This is a genomic window from Paractinoplanes rhizophilus (genome assembly GCF_042664765.1).
GTDB lineage: Bacteria > Actinomycetota > Actinomycetes > Mycobacteriales > Micromonosporaceae > Actinoplanes > Actinoplanes rhizophilus.
Genome location: NZ_JBHTBJ010000002.1, coordinates 150,120 through 169,849, shown reverse-complemented (window position 1 = coordinate 169,849; position 19,730 = coordinate 150,120). Strand labels below are relative to the sequence as shown.

Below are 19,730 nucleotides of genomic sequence, written 5' to 3'. Positions count from 1 at the left end.
CCCGGCGCCAGGCGCGTGTCCAGCCGAACGGCACAGCCCGCGAGGCACGGCCCGAAGGGGCCGAGCCCGCAAGGCGCAGCCGAGACAAGGCACCGGAACGGATCGGCCCAGCCCGCCGGCAACGGGCGAAGCCGGTCCGAGACCGGGGACACGAGCGGATGGGGATCTGGCGGTACGGACGACGTCCGGACCGGGCGGTTGACTTGGGAACGGCCGGGTGGGCAAGGGGGTCGACATGGGGGAGCCACGGGGCACGCATGTGCCCGTGCTGCTCGAGCGTTGTCTCGAGCTGCTCACTCCCGCGCTCGACATGCCGGGCGCGATCCACGTCGACTTCACGCTCGGGCTGGGCGGGCATGCCGAGGCGGTTCTCGAGCGCTTCCCCGAGGTCGTCCTGATCGGACTCGACCGCGACACCGAGGCCCTCACCCACGCACGGCAACGGCTGGCCCGGTTCCGCGCCCGGACCCATCTGGTGCACGCGGTCTACGACGAGCTCCCGCAGGTGCTCGCCGATCTCGGGTACGAGCGGTTCCACAGTGGCCTGTTCGATCTGGGTGTCTCGTCGTTGCAGCTGGACGAGGCGGACCGCGGTTTCGCGTACGCGCAGGACGCCCCGCTCGACATGCGGATGGACCAGACGGCGGGGATCACCGCCGAGCAGGTCGTCAACGAGTACGAGCCGGGCGAGCTGGTGCGGATCCTGCGGCAGTACGGCGAGGAGAAGTTCGCACCGCGGATCGTGTCGGCGATCGTGCGGGAGCGGGCGAACGGGCGGATCACGTCGACGGCCCGGCTGGCGGAGCTGGTCAAGGACGCGATCCCGGCCGCCGCGCGACGAACGGGTGGAAATCCCGCAAAAAGAACGTTTCAGGCGTTACGTATTGAGGTAAATGGGGAGCTCACCGCACTCGAGTCGGCGCTTCCGGCGGCTTTGGACGCTCTCGCGCCAAAGGGCCGGCTTGTGGTGATGAGCTACCAATCGTTGGAGGACCGGATCGTCAAGCGCGAGCTCACCGCGAGGTCGCGCAGCACGGGCCCGATCGACCTGCCGGTCGAGCTGCCCGGGACCGGTCCGACCGTGCGGCTGCTGACCAGGGGGTCGGAGCCGCCGACCGACGAGGAGGTCGCGGCGAACCCGCGAGCGGCTTCGGTGAAGCTGCGCGCGGTGGAGCGCCTCGGCCGGAACGACCAGGCATCGGGTCGCGAGCGGCCCCGCATGTCAACGCACGGGGGACGAGGGCGGTTACGCCCGGGGGAACGCGACGAGGGGGAGGGTAAGAAATGAGCGAGCGCGCCAACTCGCCGCGGCTGGGGGGCCGCAACGCGGATGGCCGGCGAAGTGACGCCCGGGGGGCGCGCCACATCGGCGGCGACGATTCCGACACGCGCCGGTCCGGGATCGGGCGGGATTCCGACCAGACGCGGCGTGCGAGCCGGGAGACGGGCGTGCCGCGGGCGCGGCTTCGGGACGGTGATCCGGTACGCGCGGAGCGCCGCGCGCCGGATGACGGCCGCGCCGACCGCCGCTCGGGTGCGGACCTGGCGCACGGCAAGGGCCGCCGGCCGGAGCCCATGATCGGCAAGGGCCGGTCGGAGGCCGCCCGCAAACGGAACGCGCGGGCCGGTGGCCGGCGTCCGGTGCTGGACGCTCCGGTCGACGGCACCGCCGCGCTCAAGCCGGAGGCGGTCATCGATCTCGGCGCGACCCGGCCCGAGGCGACCCCGCTCGAGGTGGCCTCGCTCGAGACGGCCCAGGCGGAGCCGCTGCGGGTCACGCCGCCGGCGCGGAACACCGGCGGGGTGGGCGCGCCGCGGCTGCGGGTCGCGCCGCCGGCGCCGGTCAGCGCGCCGCGGGCGCCGTTCGTGGCGTCGGTCATCGGGCTGGTGATCGTCGGGGTGCTCGGCATCCTGCTGATCAACACCAAGACCAACGAGAACTCGTTCCGGATCGACGACCTGAAGAAGCAGAACACCGCGCTGGACAACACCGAGCAGGACCTCGACAACCAGCTGGTGGCGGTCTCCAGCATCGGCAACCTGGACGCCGCGGCCCGCCGTCTCGGCCTGGTCAAGGAGGATCACCCGGCCCTGTTCACGCTGCCCGACGGCAAGATCATCGGGGTGCCGACGCCGGCCAAGGGCAAGGCGTCCGTGACGGCCCAGGACGCCGCCACGGCCGGCGACGCGGGCACGGCGGACAACGGCACCACCGCGGACGGGAGCCAGATGACCACCGGCACGACCAGCGGCACCGGCACCGGCGCGACCAGCGGCGCGACCGGCGGCACCGGCACCGGCACCGGCACGACCAGCGGCACTGGCGCCGGGCAGTAACCATGTCGCCGCGCAACGACGACACACCGCGCCGGGGCGAGTCGCCCCGGCGCGGTACGTCTCGCGACCTTCCGGCCGAAGGCGACGAGACCCGCGACACCGGCCGGGGCCGCGGCTTCGGCGGGATCGGTGACGCGCGGGCCTACACCCCGCGCGGCCGCACCATGGCCGAGCGCGACCAGCGCACCCGCTCGCCGCGAGCCGGCCGCACCACCGACCCGTTCCGGCCCGCGCTCCAGGTGCTCGACGGCGGCCGCCCGCAGCGTGGGCGGCGACCGGCCGACACCGAGCCGCCGGCCGACGGCCCCGCCGGGCGGACCGGGGCCGGTAAAGGGAAGACCGACGCGGGCAAGACCGGGGCTGGCAAGACCGGGGCTGGCAAGACCGGGAAGCCCGGGCGGGCCGCGCAGCGCGACCCGCGGCGCGAGCCGCCGCGCAGTCGCCGCCCGGAGGCCGACCGGGACGACGACGGCGACGAACTTCGCCGACGCCGGGAGCGCTCCGCGGGACGTGGCGTCCGGGTGCGCGAGCCGGCGCGGTCGGGGGCGAAGCCGGCCCGCGACGCCAGGCCGCCCTTCCCCACCCGTACGCGAAAAGAAGCAGCCGGAAAGCCTCCTGGCCGGACCCTCGCCAAGGGGTCGCCGACGGCGACCCGGAGCCCGGCGGCCAAGAGCCGCGCTGTGCGGGCGATCGCGCCCGAGCCGCCGAAGCTGGCCAACCCGGCCCGGCGGCTGCGGCTCGGCACCGTGCTGGCGCTCTCCCTGTTCGTCATGATCGGCGTGCGGCTGGTCGTGCTGCAGGTCGCCTCGTCGCCCGCGGACGCGGCCCGGCTCATCAAGCTGCGCGAGGACCGGATCAGCGCGATCACCCTGCCCGCCCCGCGGGGCAGCATCCTGGACCGGGACGGGACCGTGCTCGCGCACAGCGTGGAGGCGCGCTACGTGGCGGCCGACCCGGTGCTGGTCAAGAACCCGTCGCAGACCGCGGCCATCCTGGCCCCGCTGCTCGGCGTCGCGCAGTCCAAGCTGATCCCCAAGATGACCAAGCACACCCGGGCGGACGGGCGGCAGTCCCGCTTCGAGTTCCTGGCCCAGGGCGTGGACATCGCCATCGGCAACCGGATCGCGGCGATGAAGCAGCTCAGCGGCATCGTGGTGGGCCACGACGAGCGCCGCGACGTGCCGGGCGCCGACCTGGCGTCCAACCTGATCGGCTTCACCAGCGCCGACAACGCCGGCCTCGAGGGCATGGAGGCGCGCTACGACTCGCTGCTGCGCGGCACCCCGGGCAAGCAGGAGTTCGAGATCGGCAAGGGCGACCTGGACGCGCCGATCCCGGGCGGCTACCAGAGCTACACCGAGCCGCAGCCGGGCAACTCGATCGAGCTGACCATCGACGGCGACCTGCAGTACCGGGTGCAGCAGATCCTCAGCGACCAGCTGCAGAAGTGGAAGGCGTCGATCGGCGGCGCCATCGTGATCGACATCCGGACCGGCGAGGTGCTCGCGCAGGCCAGCTACCCCGGGTACAACGCCGCGAAACCGCTGGACGTGCCGCCGTCGACCCGCGACGACGTGCCGAGCGGCATCGTCGCCGACCCGGGCTCGATCCACAAGGCGTTCATGATCGGAGCGGCCCTGGAGGAAGGCGCGATCACGCCCGACTCGGCGATAACCGTCGGGCCGGCGCTGAAGCGGGGCGGATATGTCTTCCAGGACAGCCACCTGCAGCCCAAGGGGACCAAGATGACGATTCCCGGCATCCTGGCCCTGTCGTCCAACGTCGGCACCATCCTGATCGCCGACCGGCTGGGCAAGCAGAAGGTGTACGAGTACCAGCAGAAGTTCGGCCTCGGCAAGTCGACCAACGAGGGCGTGGCGGGCGAGGTGCCCGGCAAGATCCTCGCGCCCGACGAGTGGAGCGGGTCGGCGTCCGGCTCGGTGCCGATCGGGATGAGCGTCGACGCGACGCTGGTGCAGATGGCGGCGGGATACGCGGCGATCGCCAACGACGGCATGTACGTCCAGCCGCACCTCGTCAAGAGCATCATCTCGGGCAAGGACGGCAAGACCACGCCGGCCGCGGCGCCCGAGACGCACCGGGTGCTCCGGCCGGAGGTGGCCAGGCAGTTGCGGACGATGATGGAGGCGGTCGTCGACGAGGACGACGCGACCGGCACGCAGGCCCGGGTCAACGGCTACCGGGTGGCGGGCAAGACCGGCACCGGCAAGCGGCTCGTCGACGGCAAGTACACGAGCAGCAACTACGGGTCGTTCATCGGCATGGCGCCGGCGGAGAACCCGCGGTTCGTCATCGCGGTCTCGGCCGAGGTGCCGCACGGCACCGGCGGCGACGTGGCGGCGCCGGCGTTCCGCGACATGATGTCGTTCGCGCTGCTCCACTACCGGGTGCCGCCGTCCAGCACCCCGGCGCCCAAGTTCCGCATCCATCCGTGAGCCGTGGCGTTTTCGTCTCGTATGCGGGCACCGGGTAGGGTCTGACGCCGTGTCCGGCATTCCCCGTCCCGAGTCCGTCGCGCCGACGCGGCTGGAGCGCCTGGCGGCCCTGCTGCCGGCCTCGCTGACCGGCGCGGACGTCCAGGTCACCGGCATCACGCACAGCAGTCGCGAGGTGCGTCCCGGCGACCTGTACGCCGCCCTCGCCGGGGCCAACCGGCACGGCGCCGAGTTCATCCGGGCGGCCGCCGCGGCCGGGGCGGTGGCCGTGCTGACCGACGCCGCCGGCGCCGAGCCGGCCCGGCAGGCCGGGCTCCCGGTCCTGGTCGCCGACGACCCGCGGGCCGTGCTCGGCGCGGCCGCCGCGGCGATCTACGGCGACCCGTCCGCGCGGCTCACCATGATCGGCATCACCGGCACGGCGGGCAAGACCTCGACGGCGTACCTGGTGGAGTCGGGGCTGCGCGCCGCCGGCCTGGTGACCGGGCTGATCGGCACGGTCGAGACCCGGCTCGGCGACCTGGTGGTGGCCAGCGTGCGCACCACGCCCGAGGCGACCGACCTCCAGGCGATCCTGGCCGCCGCGGCCGAGCGCGAGGTCGGCGCGGTGGTGATGGAGGTGTCCAGCCACGCGCTCGCCATCGGCCGGGTCAACGGGATCGGCTTCGCGGTCGGCGGCTACACCAACTTCGGCCTCGACCACCTCGACTTCCACTCCGGCGTCGACGACTATTTCGCGGCCAAGGCCAAGCTGTTCGACGGGCGCAGCCGGGTCGAGGTGCTCAACCACGACGACCCCGCGCTGCGGCCGCTGTTCAGGCCGGCCACGGTGTCGTACTCGGCGGCCGGCTCCCGGGACGCCACCTGGTGGGCCTCCGACGTGCGGCCCGCGGCGTTCGGGCAGCAGTTCGTGGCGCACGGGCCGGGCGGGATCGCCGTCGAGGCGGGCGTATCGCTGCCCGGTCGGCACAACGTGGCGAACGCGTTGCTCGCGCTCGCCTCGCTGGTGGCCGTGGGGGTGGACGCGCACGTCGCGGCGCGCGGGATCGCGGCGTGCCCGGGGGTGCCGGGCCGGCTCGAGCGGGTGGACGCGCCGGGCGAGGTGCTCGGCGTGGTCGACTACGCGCACAAGCCGGACGCGATCGTGGCGGCGCTGGCCGCCCTGCGGGAGCTGGCGGCCGGTCGCGGCGGGCGGGTGATCTGCCTGATCGGGGCGGGTGGCGATCGCGACAAGGGCAAGCGGCCGCTGATGGGCGCGGCCGCGGCGCGCGGCGCCGACCTGGTGATCGTCACCGACGACAACCCGCGCACCGAGGACCCGGCGGCGATCCGCGCGGCCGTCCGGGCCGGAGCCGAAGAAGCTGTGTCGCTACCCAAGCCTGGACTATCAGTCGGCGGAGCTGTGTCGCTACCCAAGCCTGGACTATCAGTCGCCGGAGCTGCGGCCACCAAGATCATCGAGGTGGCCGGCCGGCGTGCCGCCATCGACGAGGCGGTCCGGCTCGCCGGCTCGGGCGACGTGATCGCGTTGCTCGGCAAGGGGCACGAGCGGGGCCAGGAGGTCGACGGGCAGATGCTGCCGTTCGACGACCGGGTCGAGCTGGCCGCGGCGCTGGGGAGTGGCTCTTGATCCGCATGACTCTGGACGAGATCGCCAAGGTCACCGGGGGGCGGCTCGTCAATGCCGCGCCGTCGGTGGCCGTGACCGGCGGCGTCGAGTACGACTCTCGCAAGATCGGGCCGGGCGGGCTGTTCGTCGCATTCGAGGGCGAGAAGGTCGACGGCCACGCGTACGCCGCGGGCGCCGTGACGGCCGGCGCGGCGGCCGTGCTCAGCACCCGGGACACCGGGCAGCCCGGCGTGGTCGTCGAGGAGCCCCTGGCCGCGCTGGCCGCGCTGGCGCGGGCGGTGGTCGAGCGGCTGCCGCGGCTCACCATCGTCGGGCTGACCGGCTCGTCCGGAAAGACGACGACGAAGGACTACATCGGGCAACTGCTGGCGCGGCAGGGCGAGACCATCGCGCCGGCCGGGTCGCTCAACAACGAGCTGGGCTTCCCGTACACGGTGCTGCGGGCGACCGAGCAGACCCGGTTCCTGGTGCTCGAGATGGGCGCCCGGGGGATCGGGCACATCCGCTACCTCTGCGAGATCGCCCGGCCCGAGGTGGGCGTGGTGCTCAACATCGGAGCCGCGCACCTCGGCGAGTTCGGGTCGGTCGAGGGGACGGCGCGGGCCAAGGGCGAGCTGGTCGAGGCGCTGCCGGCCACCGGGGTCGCGGTGCTCAACGCCGACGATCCGCTGGTGGCCGGGATGGCGCCGAGGACCGCCGCGCGCATCGTGCGCACCGGGGAAGCGGCCGAGGCCGATGTCCGTGCGACGGACGTGGCACTCGACGCCGCCGGACGAGCCTCCTACCAGATGCATTTTGACGATAAATCCGGGAACGTCCGGCTGCGGGTGGCGGGACGCCACCAAGTGGCCAACACGCTGGCGGCGGCGGGGGTGGCGCTGTCGCTGGGGATGCCGTTCGAGGACGTCGTCGCCGCGCTGGGGGAGATCGGCATCGTGTCGAGCCGGCGGATGGATGTCTTCGTCCGCCCGGACGGCGTCACGGTGATCGACGACTCGTACAACGCGAACCCGTCGTCGACCGCGGCCGCCCTGCGCGCCCTCGCGGCGATGACCGGGGACCGCCGCGTCGCGGTGCTCGGCTACATGGCCGAGCTGGGCGAGCACGAGCGCTCCGGCCATGAAGAGGCCGGCCGGCTCGCGGCGGAGCTGCAGATCGACCGGCTCGTGGCGGTCGCGGAGAACGCCCGTCCGATCCTGGACGGGGCACGAACGGTCCAGGGGTGGACCGGCGAGGCGATCTTCGCGGCGGATCAGGCCGCCGCGCTCGAGATCGTCCGGGGGGATCTGCGGGCCGGCGACGTCGTGCTCGTGAAGGGGTCCAGGTACCGCACGTGGGACGTGGTCGATGGACTGCGTCCCGAGGAGGGTCGCCCGTGAGGGCAGTCATAGTCGCGGCCGCGGTCGCGTTCATCATCTCGCTGTTCGGCACGCCGGTGGCCATCCGCGTCTTCACCGCGCTCAAGGCCGGGCAGCCGATCCGCTCCATCGGCCCGGCCAGCCACCAGGGCAAGAAGGGCACGCCCACGATGGGCGGCGTCGCCTTCATCGTGGCCACCGTTTTCGCGTACGTGGCGGGGCACGTCGCCCTGACCACGCTGCCCGAGCGGCAGATCGCGCAGGAGGGCCCGACCATGACGGCCCTGGTGCTGCTCGGGCTGTTCGTGTTCTGCGGCGTGGTCGGCTTCCTCGACGACTTCCTCAAGGTGCGCCGGCGCAACTCCGACGGCCTGTCCGCCAAGGGCAAGCTGCTCGGCCAGCTCATCGTCGGCGCCGGGTTCGGCATCGCGGCGCTCTACGTGGCCAGCACCAACGGCCAGACCGTGGCCAGCGAGCACATCTCGTTCATCCGCGACATCAGCTGGCTCGACGTCGGCAAGGTCGGCTCGGTCATCGTCTTCGTGTTCGTGATCATGGCGATGTCGAACGGCGTGAACCTGACCGACGGCCTCGACGGCCTGGCCACCGGCGCCTCCATCCTGGTGCTCGGGGCGTACGCGCTGATCGGTTTCTGGCAGTACCGGCACTGGTGCGGCGACACCGACTACGCCCGGGTCAACGACTACTGCTACCAGGTGCGCGACCCGCTGGAGATCGCGATGATCGCGGCGGCGGCCGCGGCGGCCTGCGTGGGCTTCCTGTGGTGGAACACCTCCCCGGCCCGGATCTTCATGGGCGACACCGGCGCGCTCGGGCTGGGCGGCCTGATCGGCGGCCTGGCCGTCGCCACCCGCACCACGCTGCTGTCGATCATCATCGGCGGCCTCTTCGTGATCGTCACGATGTCCGTGGTCATCCAGATCATCTCGTTCAAGACGACCGGCAAACGGGTGTTCCGGATGTCGCCGCTGCAGCACCACTTCGAGCTGGCCGGGTGGAGCGAGGTCAACATCGTGGTCCGGTTCTGGATCGTGGCCGGCATCTGCGTGGCGATCGGCCTCGGCCTGTTCTATTCCGACTTCCTGGCCGTGATGGGATAGAAGTCTCTCGCGACACGCCAGCCGGATGAAGCGGGCTGGCGTGTCGCCCGCATGATGATGTGTCCATGGCGGACAACCGGACACCGAAGCCGTCGCTCAGCCGCCAGCTCCTGCCGGCCGTGCACGGGCTGCTCGCCCGGCCCCTCTCCTCGTACTACCTGCTGATCGCCAGCTCCGGCCTGCTGCTGCTCATCGGCCTGACGATGGTCTTCTCGGCGACCAGCGTGAAGGCGTACGCGGAGGACGGGAACGCCTTCTCGGCCATCGCCAACCAGACCGTCTACGCCCTGCTCGGCCTCGTGATGTTCTGGGTCTGCCAGCGCCTGCCCGCCGGCACCCTGCGCGACCTCGGCAAGTACGTCCTCGGCCTGGCCATCGTGCTGCTGGCGGTGCTCGACCTGCTCGGCGCGCTGGCCTCGGTCGGCGTGCTCGAGCCGGACCAGACCGACACGGTGACGCTGGGCCCGCTGCACGCCCACCTGCTCTGGCTCTACCTCGGCCCGATCGGCCTGCAGCCGGCCGAGCTCGCCAAGCTCGGCATGGTGCTGTGGGGCGCCGACGTGATCGCCCGCAAGGGCGCCGCGCTGGGCCACTGGCGGGAGCTGTCCCGCCCGCTGTTCCCCATGGTCGGCCTGCTGTTCGTCCTGGTCGGCTACAACGACCTGGGCACCATGCTGGTGCTGCTCGCGCTGATCGTCGGCCTGCTCTGGGCGGCCGGCGTGCGGCTGCGGGTCTTCGCGGCGCTCGGCGTGCTCGGCCTGGCCGGCATCGGCCTGCTGATCGCGGCGGCCTCCGGCGGCGCCGGCTCGGGCTCGGCCGACGACGAGAACTACCGCCTGGCCCGGCTCACGAACTTCCTCCAGCCGATCGAGAACTGCAACCTCAACGACGCCTGCTACCAGCTCATCCAGGCCCGCTCGGCGATCTTCGAGGGCGGCTGGTTCGGCGTCGGGCTGGGCAAGGGCGTGCTGAAGTGGAACTGGCTGCCGGAGGCCTCCAACGACTTCATCTTCGGCGTGGTGGCCGAGGAGCTGGGCGTGGTCGGGTGCGGGGTGGTCCTGGCGCTGTTCGCCGTGCTCGCGTACACCGGCTTCCGGATCGCCCGGCGCTCGGCCGACCCGTTCCGCCGGCTGGCCGCCACCGCCATCACCACCTGGCTGGTCTCCCAGGCGGTGATCAACATCGGCGGCGTCACCGGGATGCTGCCGATCACCGGCCTCCCGCTGCCGTTCATCTCCTCGGGCGGCAGCGCCCTGGTCGTGACGCTGGCCGCGATCGGCATGCTCGCCTCGTTCGCCCGCGCCGAGCCGGACGCGGCCAAGGCCCTGAACGCCCGTCCGCCCGCGAGATGGGTGCGGCTACTCTGGGCCCCGCTGCCGCCGCTTCCCCCGCAACGGCAGCCGGGCGCCGGCCGGGTGCCCGCCCCCACCGCGGGGGCCGGAAGGAGACGGTGATGTCGCTGCAGTCGGTCGTGCTCGCCGGAGGAGGCACCGGTGGGCACATCTATCCGCTGCTCGCCTTCGCCGACGCGGTGAAAAGGCACTTCCCGCACGTGCGCATCACTGCCCTGGGCAGCCCCAAGGGCATGGAGAACGAGCTGATCCCGCCGACCGGGTACGACCTGCGGATCATCCCGGCGTTCCAGCTGCCGCGCTCGATCAACCTGAACCTGCTGCGCACCCCGGACCGGATGTACAAGTCGGCGCACGCGGCCGGCAAGATCCTCGACGAGGTGCAGGCGGACGTGGTGGTCGGCTTCGGCGGTTACGTCTCGGTGCCGGCCTACCTGGCCGCCTGGCGCCGGGAGCTGCCGATCGTGATCCACGAGGTGAACGTGCCGCCCGGCGTGGCCAACCGGATGGGCATGAAGTTCACCAAGAACGTGGCGGTCGGCTTCCCCAGCCAGCCGCAGCAGGCCGAGTCGCTGCGCGACGCCCGGGTGGTCGGCGTGCCGCTGCGCACCACGCTGACCCACCTCGACCGGGCCGCGCTGCGCCCGCAGGCGCTCTACCAGTTCGGCCTGCGCCCCGACCTGCCGGTGCTGTTCGTCTCGGGCGGCTCCTCGGGCGCGCGCACGATCAACCTCGCGGTGGCGGCGGCGGCCAAGCGGCTCGCCCACTCCGGCATCCAGGTGCTGCACGTGCAGGGCGGGCGCAACGACCCGTTCGAGGTGCCGCACGACCTCCCGGTGCCGTACGTCGTGCTGCCGTACCTGTCCGACATGCAGCTCGGGTACGCGGCGGCCGACCTCATGCTCTGCCGGGGCGGCGCGATCACGGTGGCCGAGACGACCGCGCTCGGCGTGCCCGCGGTCTACGTGCCGTACCCGCACAGCAACCAGGAGCAGAAGCGCAACGCCCTGCCGGTGGTCGAGGCCGGCGGCGGCGTCCTGGTCGACAACAGCGAGCTCACCCCCGAGTGGATCGAGCAGCACATCATCCCGTTGGCACGCGACCGGCAGCGGCTCGCGATGATGGGCGCGGCCGCGTCGCGGTACGGACGCCGCGACGGTGACGAGGCCCTCCTGGAGTTTGTGTTGGAAGCGGTGGCGAAGACGCGATGATCTCTTCTTCCGAGCTCACCCCGGCCGGCGAGTTGACCGCCGAGGACCTGGGCAGCGTGCACCTGATCGGGATCGGCGGGGTCGGCATGGCCGGCCTGGCCCGGCTGCTGCTCACCCGGGGCGTGCCGGTGTCGGGCAGCGAGCTGCGCGAGTGGCCGGCGCTGGCGGCGCTGCGCGCGCTGGGCGGCACCATCCACATGGCGCACGTCGAGGACAACCTCGACGGCGTCGACACCGTGGTGTATTCGAGCGCGATTCCGTACGACCACCTCGAGCTGGCCGAGGCGCGCCGCCGCGGTCTGCGGATCATGCACCGCTCCGAGGCGCTCGCCGCCGCGATGACCAACCGGCGCACGATCGCGGTGGCCGGCACCCACGGCAAGACCACCACCACCTCGATCATGACGGTGATCCTCCAGCACGCCGGCCAGGACCCGTCGTTCGTGATCGGCGGGGAGATCTCCGAGGCGGGCTCCAACGGCCACCACGGCACCGGCCCGCACTTCGTGGCCGAGGCCGACGAGAGCGACAAATCGTTCCTGATCTACCGGCCACACGTCGCGATCATCACGAACATCGAGCCGGACCACCTCAACAACTGGGGCGACCTGGACGGCCTCAAGGCGGGGTTCCTCGAGTTCGCCGAGCTCACCGACGCCGACGGGTTCGTGGTGACGTGCGCCGACGATCCGGGCACGCAGGATCTGATCGCGGCGCTTCGCGCCCAGGGCAAGAGCGTTCTCACGTACGGCGAGAGCGAGGCCGCCGACCTGCGGATCAGCGAGGTCGTCTCGACGGTGAGCGGCGTGCGCTACCGCGCGTCGTTCGAGGGGCGCGACCTCGGCGAGATCAAGCTGGCCCTGCCCGGCCGGCACATGGGCCTCAACAGCGCGGCCGCGGTGCTCACCGCCCTGCGCCTGGGCCTGCCGCTCGACAAGATCACCGAGGCGCTGGCGTCGTTCCCGGGCGTCCGCCGCCGGTTCGAGCGCAAGGGCATCGCGGCCGGCGTGCGGGTCTACGACGAGTACGCGTACCACCCGACCTCGGTGAAGGCGGCGCTGCTGACCCTTCGCGAGGTGGCCGGCGACGGGCGGCTGCTGGTGGTCTTCCAGCCGTACCGGGTGTACCGCACCCGCGACCTGCAGGCCGAGCTGGCCGAGGCGCTGGCGATCGCCGACCAGGTGATCGTGATGGAGGTCTTCGGGCCGGGCGAGGTCCGCGGGCCGGGCGAGGGCGGGGTGGCGCTGACCGCCGCGATCGGCCTGCCCGCCGAGCGGAAGGTCTTCGTGCCCGACTGGGAGGACGTGCCGGCCGAGGTGGTGCGGCGCAGCCTGCCGGGCGACGTGGTGGTCACCATGGGCGCGCCGCCGATCTCGCTGATGGGCGACGAGCTGCTGGCCGCCCTCGCGGGAGAGAACGGGGCATAACCAGATGAGCGCAGGCGGGCGCAACTGGCGGCTGGTCCGGGCGAACACCGACGCGGTGCCGTCCTCGGCCCGGCGGTTCATGGCGCGCGCCCGCCGGCGCCGGATGCGAGCCGCCCTGCCCTGGGCGGTCGCGGCCGGGGTCGTGGCCGTGGCCGGCGCGCTCGTCTGGGTGGTCTACGGCACGTCCGTGCTCGCGGTGCGCGACATCAAGGTCGTCGGCGTCCAGCTGGTCACCCCGCTGCAGGTCGAGGAGGCCGCGGCGGTGCCCGGCAAGGAGCCGCTCGCCCGGGTCGATCTGGAGGCGGTGCGCGCCCGGGTGCGCGCCATCCCCGCGGTCGACCGGGTGACCGTGCGGCGCGGCTGGCCGTCCACGCTCGTCGTCGAGGTGGTGGAGCGCACGCCGGTCGCGGCCGTGCCGACCACGCCCGGCAAGCTGACCCTGATCGACGCCACCGGCGTCCCGTACCGCGAGGTGGCCCGTAAGCCCGGCGGGCTGCCGCTGGTGCGCACCGCGGCGCCCGGGCCGTCCGACGTGAACACCAGGTCGGCGCTGAGCGTGCTGGGCGCGCTCAGCCCCGAGCTGCGCGAGCAGCTGGTCGCCATCTCGGTGGCCGCGCCGGCGCAGATCAAGCTCGAGCTGACCAAGGACCGCACCGTGATCTGGGGCGACGACACCCAGAGCGACACCAAGAGCCAGGTCGCGACGGTCCTGCTCAAGAAGGCCTCGACGGAGATCGATGTCAGCGCGCCGACGGTCGTGACGATACGCTAAAAGCCGGACATAGCGGCGCGAACGGCGTATTTTGCGAGAGGTTACGGCCGCGTCGGATATTGGCCACGTAAGCGGGTCTCGACACGCCGCGCCGGTCCTTGGTTGATGCCTGCCGTCCGCTTACGTTGCCTCCAGAGGCTGAATGGTTGACATAACCCTAAGCCTCTAGTAGAGGGTGAGGGTTACCTCGCCCTCCCTTGTACGGCAGCGGATGGTCGACTCGCGGATCCTGGCCGGACCGCACGGGGCCCACGACATCCGCCAACCCCGAAGGGAAGGCTGAGCCCGATGACACCTCCACACAACTACCTGGCGGTCATCAAGGTGGTGGGGATCGGTGGCGGCGGCGTCAACGCCGTCAACCGCATGATCGAGGTGGGGCTCAAGGGAGTCGAGTTCATCGCGATCAACACCGACGCGCAGGCGCTGCTGATGAGCGACGCCGACGTCAAGCTCGACGTCGGCCGCGAGCTCACCCGGGGCCTCGGCGCCGGCGCGCAGCCCGAGGTCGGCAAGAACGCCGCCGAGGACCACCGCGACGAGATCGAGGAGGTGCTCAAGGGCGCCGACATGGTCTTCGTGACGTGCGGCGAGGGCGGCGGCACCGGCACCGGCGGCGCGCCCGTGGTGGCGAACATCGCCCGCAAGCTCGGCGCGCTCACCATCGGCGTGGTCACCCGGCCGTTCTCGTTCGAGGGCAAGCGCCGCCAGGTGCAGGCCGAGGCGGGCATCGACGAGCTGCGCAACCAGTGCGACACGCTGATCGTCATCCCGAACGACCGGCTGCTCGCGCTCGGCGACCGCGGCATCAGCATGATGGACGCGTTCCGCCAGGCCGACCAGGTGCTGCTCTCCGGCGTGCAGGGCATCACCGACCTGATCACCACGCCGGGTCTGATCAACCTGGACTTCGCGGACGTCAAGAGCGTCATGAGCAACGCGGGCAGCGCGCTCATGGGCATCGGCAGCGCGCGCGGCGACAACCGGGCCGTCGAGGCGGCCGAGCGGGCGATCTCCAGCCCGCTGCTCGAGCAGAGCATGGACGGCGCGCGCGGCGTGCTGCTGTCCATCGCCGGCGGCTCCGACCTGGGCCTCTTCGAGATCAACGACGCGGCGCAGCTGGTCACCGACGCGGCCCACCCGGACGCGAACATCATCTTCGGCGCGGTCATCGACGACGCGCTCGGCGACGAGGTGCGGGTGACCGTGATCGCGGCCGGGTTCGACGGCGGCGCGCCGTCGTACAAGCCGGCCGAGCCGGCCCGCAAGGCGCCGCCGGTCCAGCCGGCCGTCACGCCGGCCGCCACTTCGGCGCCCGCGGTCACCACGCCGCCGGCCGCGCCCGCGCAGACGCCCCGCCGGGTGCTCTTCGACGATGTGGACGTGCCGGACTTCCTCAAGAACGGCTCGTGACCGGTACCGCCGGTCGTCCGGAACAGCTCGCCGCCTCGCTGGCCGGGGTCCGGGAGCGGATCGCCCGCGCCTGTGCGAGCGCGGGACGGCCGGCGGAGGACGTCACCCTGGTCGCGGTGACCAAGACCTACCCGGCGAGCGACGTCGTGCTGCTCGCCGGGCTCGGGGTCACCGACGTGGGGGAGAACCGCGACCAGGAGGCGGCCGCCAAGGCGGCCGAGGCGCGCGCCGCGGGTGCGAAGCTCCGCTGGCACTTCATCGGGCAGCTGCAGCGCAACAAGGCCAAGTCGGTGGCCGGGTACGCGGACGTGGTCGAGTCGGTCGACTCGCTGCGCCTGGTCGCGGCGCTCGAACGGGCCTGTGCCGACCGTGCGGAACCGCTCGAGGCGCTCGTGCAGGTGAGCATCGACGGCGACCCGTCGCGCGGGGGCGCGGCCGGCGACGATCTCTGGCGGATATCCGACGCGGTGGCGGCCTCGCCGGCGCTGCGGCTGGGCGGGCTGATGGCGGTCGCGCCGCTGGGCTGGCCGCCGGACCGCGCGTTCGAGCAGCTCGCCGCCCTGCACGAGCGTCTGGTCGCGGCGCATCCGGCGGCGACCGCGATCTCGGCGGGCATGAGCGCGGACCTCGAGGCGGCGGTCCGGCACGGCGCGACACACGTCCGGATCGGCAGTTCTTTGCTCGGAATGCGAAACCCGCTGCGGTAGCCTTGCGGCGGGCAGCAAACTACATAGGTGTTGTTTATCGCTTCGCGGGGAACAGCACTGTGAGGATCATCCGGGCGGTGGACCGAGCCGGCCCCGGATCGTCCTCATTCACCGCGGGTCGCTCGTCCGGTTCGGACTCGGGCCCGTGCAAGGGGGGAATGCGGTACGCCAGGGGGCGCGGGCCGCTCAGCGGACAAAGGTGGGGGACATGGCTGGTCGGGTCGGCACTGACGCCGGGGTGCGGAGTGAGGTGGGGGCATGAGCGCGCTTCGGAAGGCGGGCGTCTGGCTGGGCCTCGTCGAGGAGGATGACGAGCGGTACGACGACCGCGAGTACCGCGAGCCCTCCTACCACCGCAACCGCGATCGCGATCGCGACCGATACTCGTCCGACCGGTACGCCGAGGACTTCGGCGACGAGGACGACGACGTCGAGGAGGAGCGGGCCGTCCCGCGGGCCCGTACCGACCGGTCCCGGATCTCCGAGCGGCTGTCCCGCGCCGACCTCGAGGACCACGATCGGGTGGAAAACGGCGATCGGGCACGCGTACGCTCCATCACCCGGTCGACGACGCTCAGCGAGCCCACCACCTCGTCGAGCTACGCCACTCGCGACAACCTCGCCCTGGCGCCGCAGCAGGTGCACACCCCGCAGCCGCAGCCGCGCCCGGTCGAGGAGGAGCAGCGCTACCAGATCACGACGCTGCACCCGACGACGTACCGCGAGGCCCGCACCATCGGCGAGCATTTCCGCGACGGCGTGCCGGTCATCATCAATCTCACCGAGATGGATGAGGGCGACGCCCGGCGCCTCGTCGACTTCGCCGCCGGGCTGGCGTTCGGCCTTAGGGGTACGATCGAGCGCGTGACCAACCGGGTTTTCCTGCTCTCGCCGGCAAATGTCCAGGTCACCGCGGAGGACAAGGCCAAGATCGCTGAGGGTGGGTTCTTCAACCAGAGTTGACCCTAACGAGGGACCCTCAGACGTGCTGTCGATCCTTTTCCAGATCCTCTACCTCATCGTCTACGTCTTCTTCCTGATGATGCTGGCCAGGTTCATCCTGTCCGCCGTGCTCCAGTACGGACGCCGGTGGCAGCCCGGCCGAGGCGCGTCGGCGGCACTCGAGTCGGTGTGGACCGTCACTGATCCCCCTCTCAAGGCGTTGAGGCGTGTGATCCCACCGCTGCGCATTGGTAACGTGAGCTTGGACCTGGCTTTCATCGTGCTGCTGGTTATCCTGTTCGTGCTCATGGAGTTCGTGCTGAGAAATCTGATCCTGACGTACAGCTAGACAGACGCACAGCTAGACAGCAGCCCCAACCGCGGCCGCGACTGACCCGAGGAGTTTCGATGCCGCTGACCCCGGCCGACGTGCATAACGTCGCCTTCAAGAAGCCCCCGATCGGCAAGCGGGGGTATGACGAGGAGGAGGTTGACGCCTTCCTTGACGAGGTCGAGCGTGAGCTCGCCCGTCTGATCGAGGAGAACAACGAGCTGCGCGCTCAGGTGGAGCGCGGTGGCCGGGGTGGCGCGCCAGCCGTCTCGGGTGCCGACCCCCGCCTCGCGGCGGAGCTCAACGATGTGAAAGCGCAGCTCGACCGCGTGCAGCGGGACAAGGCGCAGGCCGAGCAGGCCGCGCGTCAGATGCAGGCCGAGCTGGAGCAGGTGCGGGCGCAGGGCGGCCCGGTTGGCGCGCCCAGCGGCGCCGGTGGTGGCGACGGCGAGCAGCAGGCCCTCCGGGTGCTGATGATGGCCCAGCGCACCGCCGACGACCACGTCGCCGACGCCCGCCGCGAGGCCGACAAGCTTCTCTCCGACGCCCGGTCTAAGGCGGAGGAGGTCACCCGCGAGGCCCGCGCCAAGGCCGACGCCCTCGAGCGGGACGCGCGTCAGCGGCACCAGGAGGCCATGGGCGGCCTGGACGCCAAGCGCTCCGCGCTGCAGAAGCACATCGAGGAACTCAAGCAGTTCGAGCGCGAGTACCGCACTCGGTTGAAGGCGTACCTCGAGAGCCAGCTGCGCGACCTCGACGGCCGGGGCCAGGGCCTCGACGCCGAGCTGTCGCGTGCCGACTCGAGCCGCGCGGTCGGTGGTTCCGGCGGTCTCGCCGCGGCCGGCCTCGCCGGCTCGTACGGCGGCACCCGCACCGGCGCCATCGAGTCCGGGCGCTGACCGTAACCACGTTCCCCTGGGTAAATCGCCCCCCGGAACCCGACGAGGATGAGCCATGATCGTTGCTAGCCTGCTGCTCATCCTCGTCGCGGTGACGCTGCTCGTGCTGGGTCTCACCGGCGGATCGAGCAACCTGCTGATCAGCTCGATCGTGGCCAGCCTGCTGGCCGCGGTCGCCCTGGTGATCGGCGCGCGCCAGTCCGGCGCCGCCCGCCGCGCCGCGGGCGAGCGGACGGCCGAGAGGCCGGCGCCCGGCCCCGCCGCGCCCGAGTACGCCGCGGAGCCCGCGCCGGCGGACCGCATCACCGAGGATTTTGCCTCGCAAGACGCGACCTTCACCGCCGAATCGGCCCAGTCCGATTTGTCGGACAAGCGGGATACTGTCCGGCTCGACCCGATCGCCTACGACGACCTGGATCTCGAGGAGCCGTCGCCGGCGGCCGACCGAAGCTATGCCGATCAGGCCTACCCGGATCAGGCCTACACGGATCAGGCCTACCCGGATCAGGCCTATGCCGATCCCGCTTACGTCGACGAGGCCTACGACGCCGGACGTCGCGACGCCGTCGCCGGCATGACCGGCGCCTCGGGCGCGCGCCGCGACGAGCCGGCCGCCGAGCCCGACCGCGACCTCGCCGCCGAGGCGATCCAGGCAGCACGCAGCGAGCACCCCGACGAGCACCGCTGGCGCCGGCCCGACGCCGGTGCCGCCCATGCCGATGCCGCTCCATCCGGTGGCGGGCCGGGTGCCCCCACCGAGGCCGCCGGCGGGCTGGGCGCTGCCGCGCACGCTGCTGGGCCGGGCGGTGCCGCTCAAGCCGCCGGGCAGGGCGCCCCGCACGCTGCTGGGCAGGGCGGTGCCGCGCACGCCGCCGGCGCGCCGGGTGCCGGCGGGACGGCCGCCCATGCCGAGGCGTCCGCGGTGGCCGAGCACGACGCCGCGTTCGAGCTCGACGAGGCCGACGACGACGATCCGGCCGATGAGCCGCTGCCGCAGAAGGTGAGCCCGACCGACGCCGTGCGGGTGGCCCGGCTCGACACCGAGGTGCTGGTGGTCGACGGCCGGCCGCGTTACCACCTGCCGGAGTGCCCGCACCTGGTCGGCCGCCTCACCGAGCCGATCCCGGTGAACGAGGCGGTCGAGCTCGGCTTCAGCCCGTGCGGCCTGTGCCGCCCGGTCGACCGCCTCGTCGCCGCCGCCGCCCGGCGCTGATCCTGAACGGGCCGCCTCACCGCCGGCCACGCGGGGCCGCAACCGGGCAGGAGTGCAGCCGCAACCGGGCATGAGCGCAGCCGATCCCCGAACGGGTCTGATCACAAACAACCGCCGCGGAGCGGAGGGGAGCCGGCCGGATCTGCACAATGGGGCATGGTCACGCGTCGCCCTCCCGAATCCGAAGGTCTCTCCGTCGTCGTCCGGGTGCGGCCGGGCGCCGGGCGAAACCGGGTCGGCGGCCGCTACGACGGGCCGCACGGGCCGGCGCTGATCGTCGCGGTGAGCGCGCCGGCGGTCGACGGGAAGGCCACCGAGGCGGTGCGGCGGGCGCTCGCCGACTCGCTCGGGCTGCGCGCGGCCGAGGTCGAGCTCCGCTTCGGACAGACCAGCCGCGACAAGGTCTTCACCGTCCCCGCCGGCGAAGAGGTCCGCACCAGGCTGACTGCCCTCCGTGATCGCGATTGCCGCCGGTGAGATGGCACGTGGTCTTCCGACGCCCGCGGGGTTTGCGGGTGGCGGAAAGCCGCCTGCCATCTCACCGGTTACCAGGCAATCGCC

Annotated in this window: 15 protein-coding genes and 2 pseudogenes; all 17 read left to right on the top strand. The window is 72.4% G+C overall.

Annotated elements, in window-relative coordinates:
* Positions 1-235 precede the first annotated feature (235 nt).
* Complete coding sequence (gene rsmH, locus ACFQS1_RS04690) at positions 236-1,288, top strand: 16S rRNA (cytosine(1402)-N(4))-methyltransferase RsmH (RefSeq protein ID WP_378964795.1); 1,053 nt, start codon at positions 236-238, stop codon at positions 1,286-1,288.
* A 161-nt stretch (positions 1,289-1,449) separates the two neighbouring features.
* The gene (gene ftsL / locus ACFQS1_RS04685) at positions 1,450-2,337 is read left to right on the top strand and encodes a cell division protein FtsL (RefSeq protein ID WP_378964793.1); all 888 of its coding nucleotides are present in this window, start codon (positions 1,450-1,452) and stop codon (positions 2,335-2,337) included.
* Positions 2,338-2,501: 164 nt separating this feature from the next.
* Positions 2,502-4,793 carry a peptidoglycan D,D-transpeptidase FtsI family protein gene (locus ACFQS1_RS04680; protein ID WP_378965023.1) on the top strand — a complete coding sequence of 764 codons (2,292 nt, stop codon included), beginning with the start codon at positions 2,502-2,504 and terminating at the stop codon, positions 4,791-4,793.
* 49 nt (positions 4,794-4,842) lie between these two features.
* Entirely contained in the window at positions 4,843-6,423 is a 1,581-nt protein-coding gene (locus ACFQS1_RS04675; protein WP_378964792.1) for a UDP-N-acetylmuramoyl-L-alanyl-D-glutamate--2,6-diaminopimelate ligase, read from the top strand.
* Positions 6,420-7,802, top strand: coding sequence for a UDP-N-acetylmuramoyl-tripeptide--D-alanyl-D-alanine ligase (locus tag ACFQS1_RS04670; RefSeq protein ID WP_378964791.1), 1,383 nt, complete (start codon positions 6,420-6,422; stop codon positions 7,800-7,802). The genes ACFQS1_RS04675 and ACFQS1_RS04670 overlap by 4 nt, the downstream gene beginning before the upstream one ends.
* Complete coding sequence (gene mraY / locus ACFQS1_RS04665) at positions 7,799-8,902, top strand: phospho-N-acetylmuramoyl-pentapeptide-transferase (RefSeq protein WP_378964790.1); 1,104 nt, start codon at positions 7,799-7,801, stop codon at positions 8,900-8,902. Before ACFQS1_RS04670 ends, mraY begins: the two co-directional genes overlap by 4 nt.
* Positions 8,903-8,967: 65 nt before the next feature.
* Positions 8,968-10,432: pseudogene (locus tag ACFQS1_RS04660) on the top strand (FtsW/RodA/SpoVE family cell cycle protein); the annotation flags it as partial.
* Positions 10,353-11,465: an undecaprenyldiphospho-muramoylpentapeptide beta-N-acetylglucosaminyltransferase gene (gene murG / locus ACFQS1_RS04655; protein WP_378964789.1), complete on the top strand. Its 1,113-nt coding sequence runs from the start codon at positions 10,353-10,355 to the stop codon at positions 11,463-11,465. The pseudogene ACFQS1_RS04660 and the gene murG, both read left to right, overlap by 80 nt.
* The gene (gene murC / locus ACFQS1_RS04650; protein ID WP_378964788.1) at positions 11,462-12,892 is read left to right on the top strand and encodes a UDP-N-acetylmuramate--L-alanine ligase; all 1,431 of its coding nucleotides are present in this window, start codon (positions 11,462-11,464) and stop codon (positions 12,890-12,892) included. The genes murG and murC overlap by 4 nt, the downstream gene beginning before the upstream one ends.
* Positions 12,893-12,896: 4 nt before the next feature.
* The gene (locus ACFQS1_RS04645; RefSeq protein ID WP_378964787.1) at positions 12,897-13,664 is read left to right on the top strand and encodes a cell division protein FtsQ/DivIB; all 768 of its coding nucleotides are present in this window, start codon (positions 12,897-12,899) and stop codon (positions 13,662-13,664) included.
* 288 nt (positions 13,665-13,952) lie between these two features.
* Positions 13,953-15,077 (top strand): cell division protein FtsZ, encoded by a 1,125-nt coding sequence (gene ftsZ / locus ACFQS1_RS04640; RefSeq protein ID WP_378964786.1) that lies wholly within the window; start codon positions 13,953-13,955, stop codon positions 15,075-15,077.
* Complete coding sequence (locus tag ACFQS1_RS04635) at positions 15,074-15,784, top strand: YggS family pyridoxal phosphate-dependent enzyme (protein ID WP_378964785.1); 711 nt, start codon at positions 15,074-15,076, stop codon at positions 15,782-15,784. Before ftsZ ends, ACFQS1_RS04635 begins: the two co-directional genes overlap by 4 nt.
* Positions 15,785-16,042: 258 nt before the next feature.
* Complete coding sequence (locus ACFQS1_RS04630) at positions 16,043-16,747, top strand: cell division protein SepF (protein ID WP_378964784.1); 705 nt, start codon at positions 16,043-16,045, stop codon at positions 16,745-16,747.
* A gap of 22 nt (positions 16,748-16,769) precedes the next feature.
* A complete protein-coding gene (locus tag ACFQS1_RS04625) occupies positions 16,770-17,075 on the top strand; it encodes a YggT family protein (protein WP_378964783.1) in 306 nt (101 codons plus the stop codon).
* 59 nt (positions 17,076-17,134) lie between these two features.
* Positions 17,135-17,956 (top strand): DivIVA domain-containing protein, encoded by an 822-nt coding sequence (locus ACFQS1_RS04620; RefSeq protein WP_378964782.1) that lies wholly within the window; start codon positions 17,135-17,137, stop codon positions 17,954-17,956.
* 55 nt (positions 17,957-18,011) lie between these two features.
* Positions 18,012-18,221, top strand: a pseudogene (locus ACFQS1_RS04615) (hypothetical protein); the annotation flags it as partial.
* 1,104 nt (positions 18,222-19,325) lie between these two features.
* Positions 19,326-19,646 (top strand): DUF167 domain-containing protein, encoded by a 321-nt coding sequence (locus ACFQS1_RS04610; protein WP_378964781.1) that lies wholly within the window; start codon positions 19,326-19,328, stop codon positions 19,644-19,646.
* Positions 19,647-19,730 lie beyond the last annotated feature (84 nt).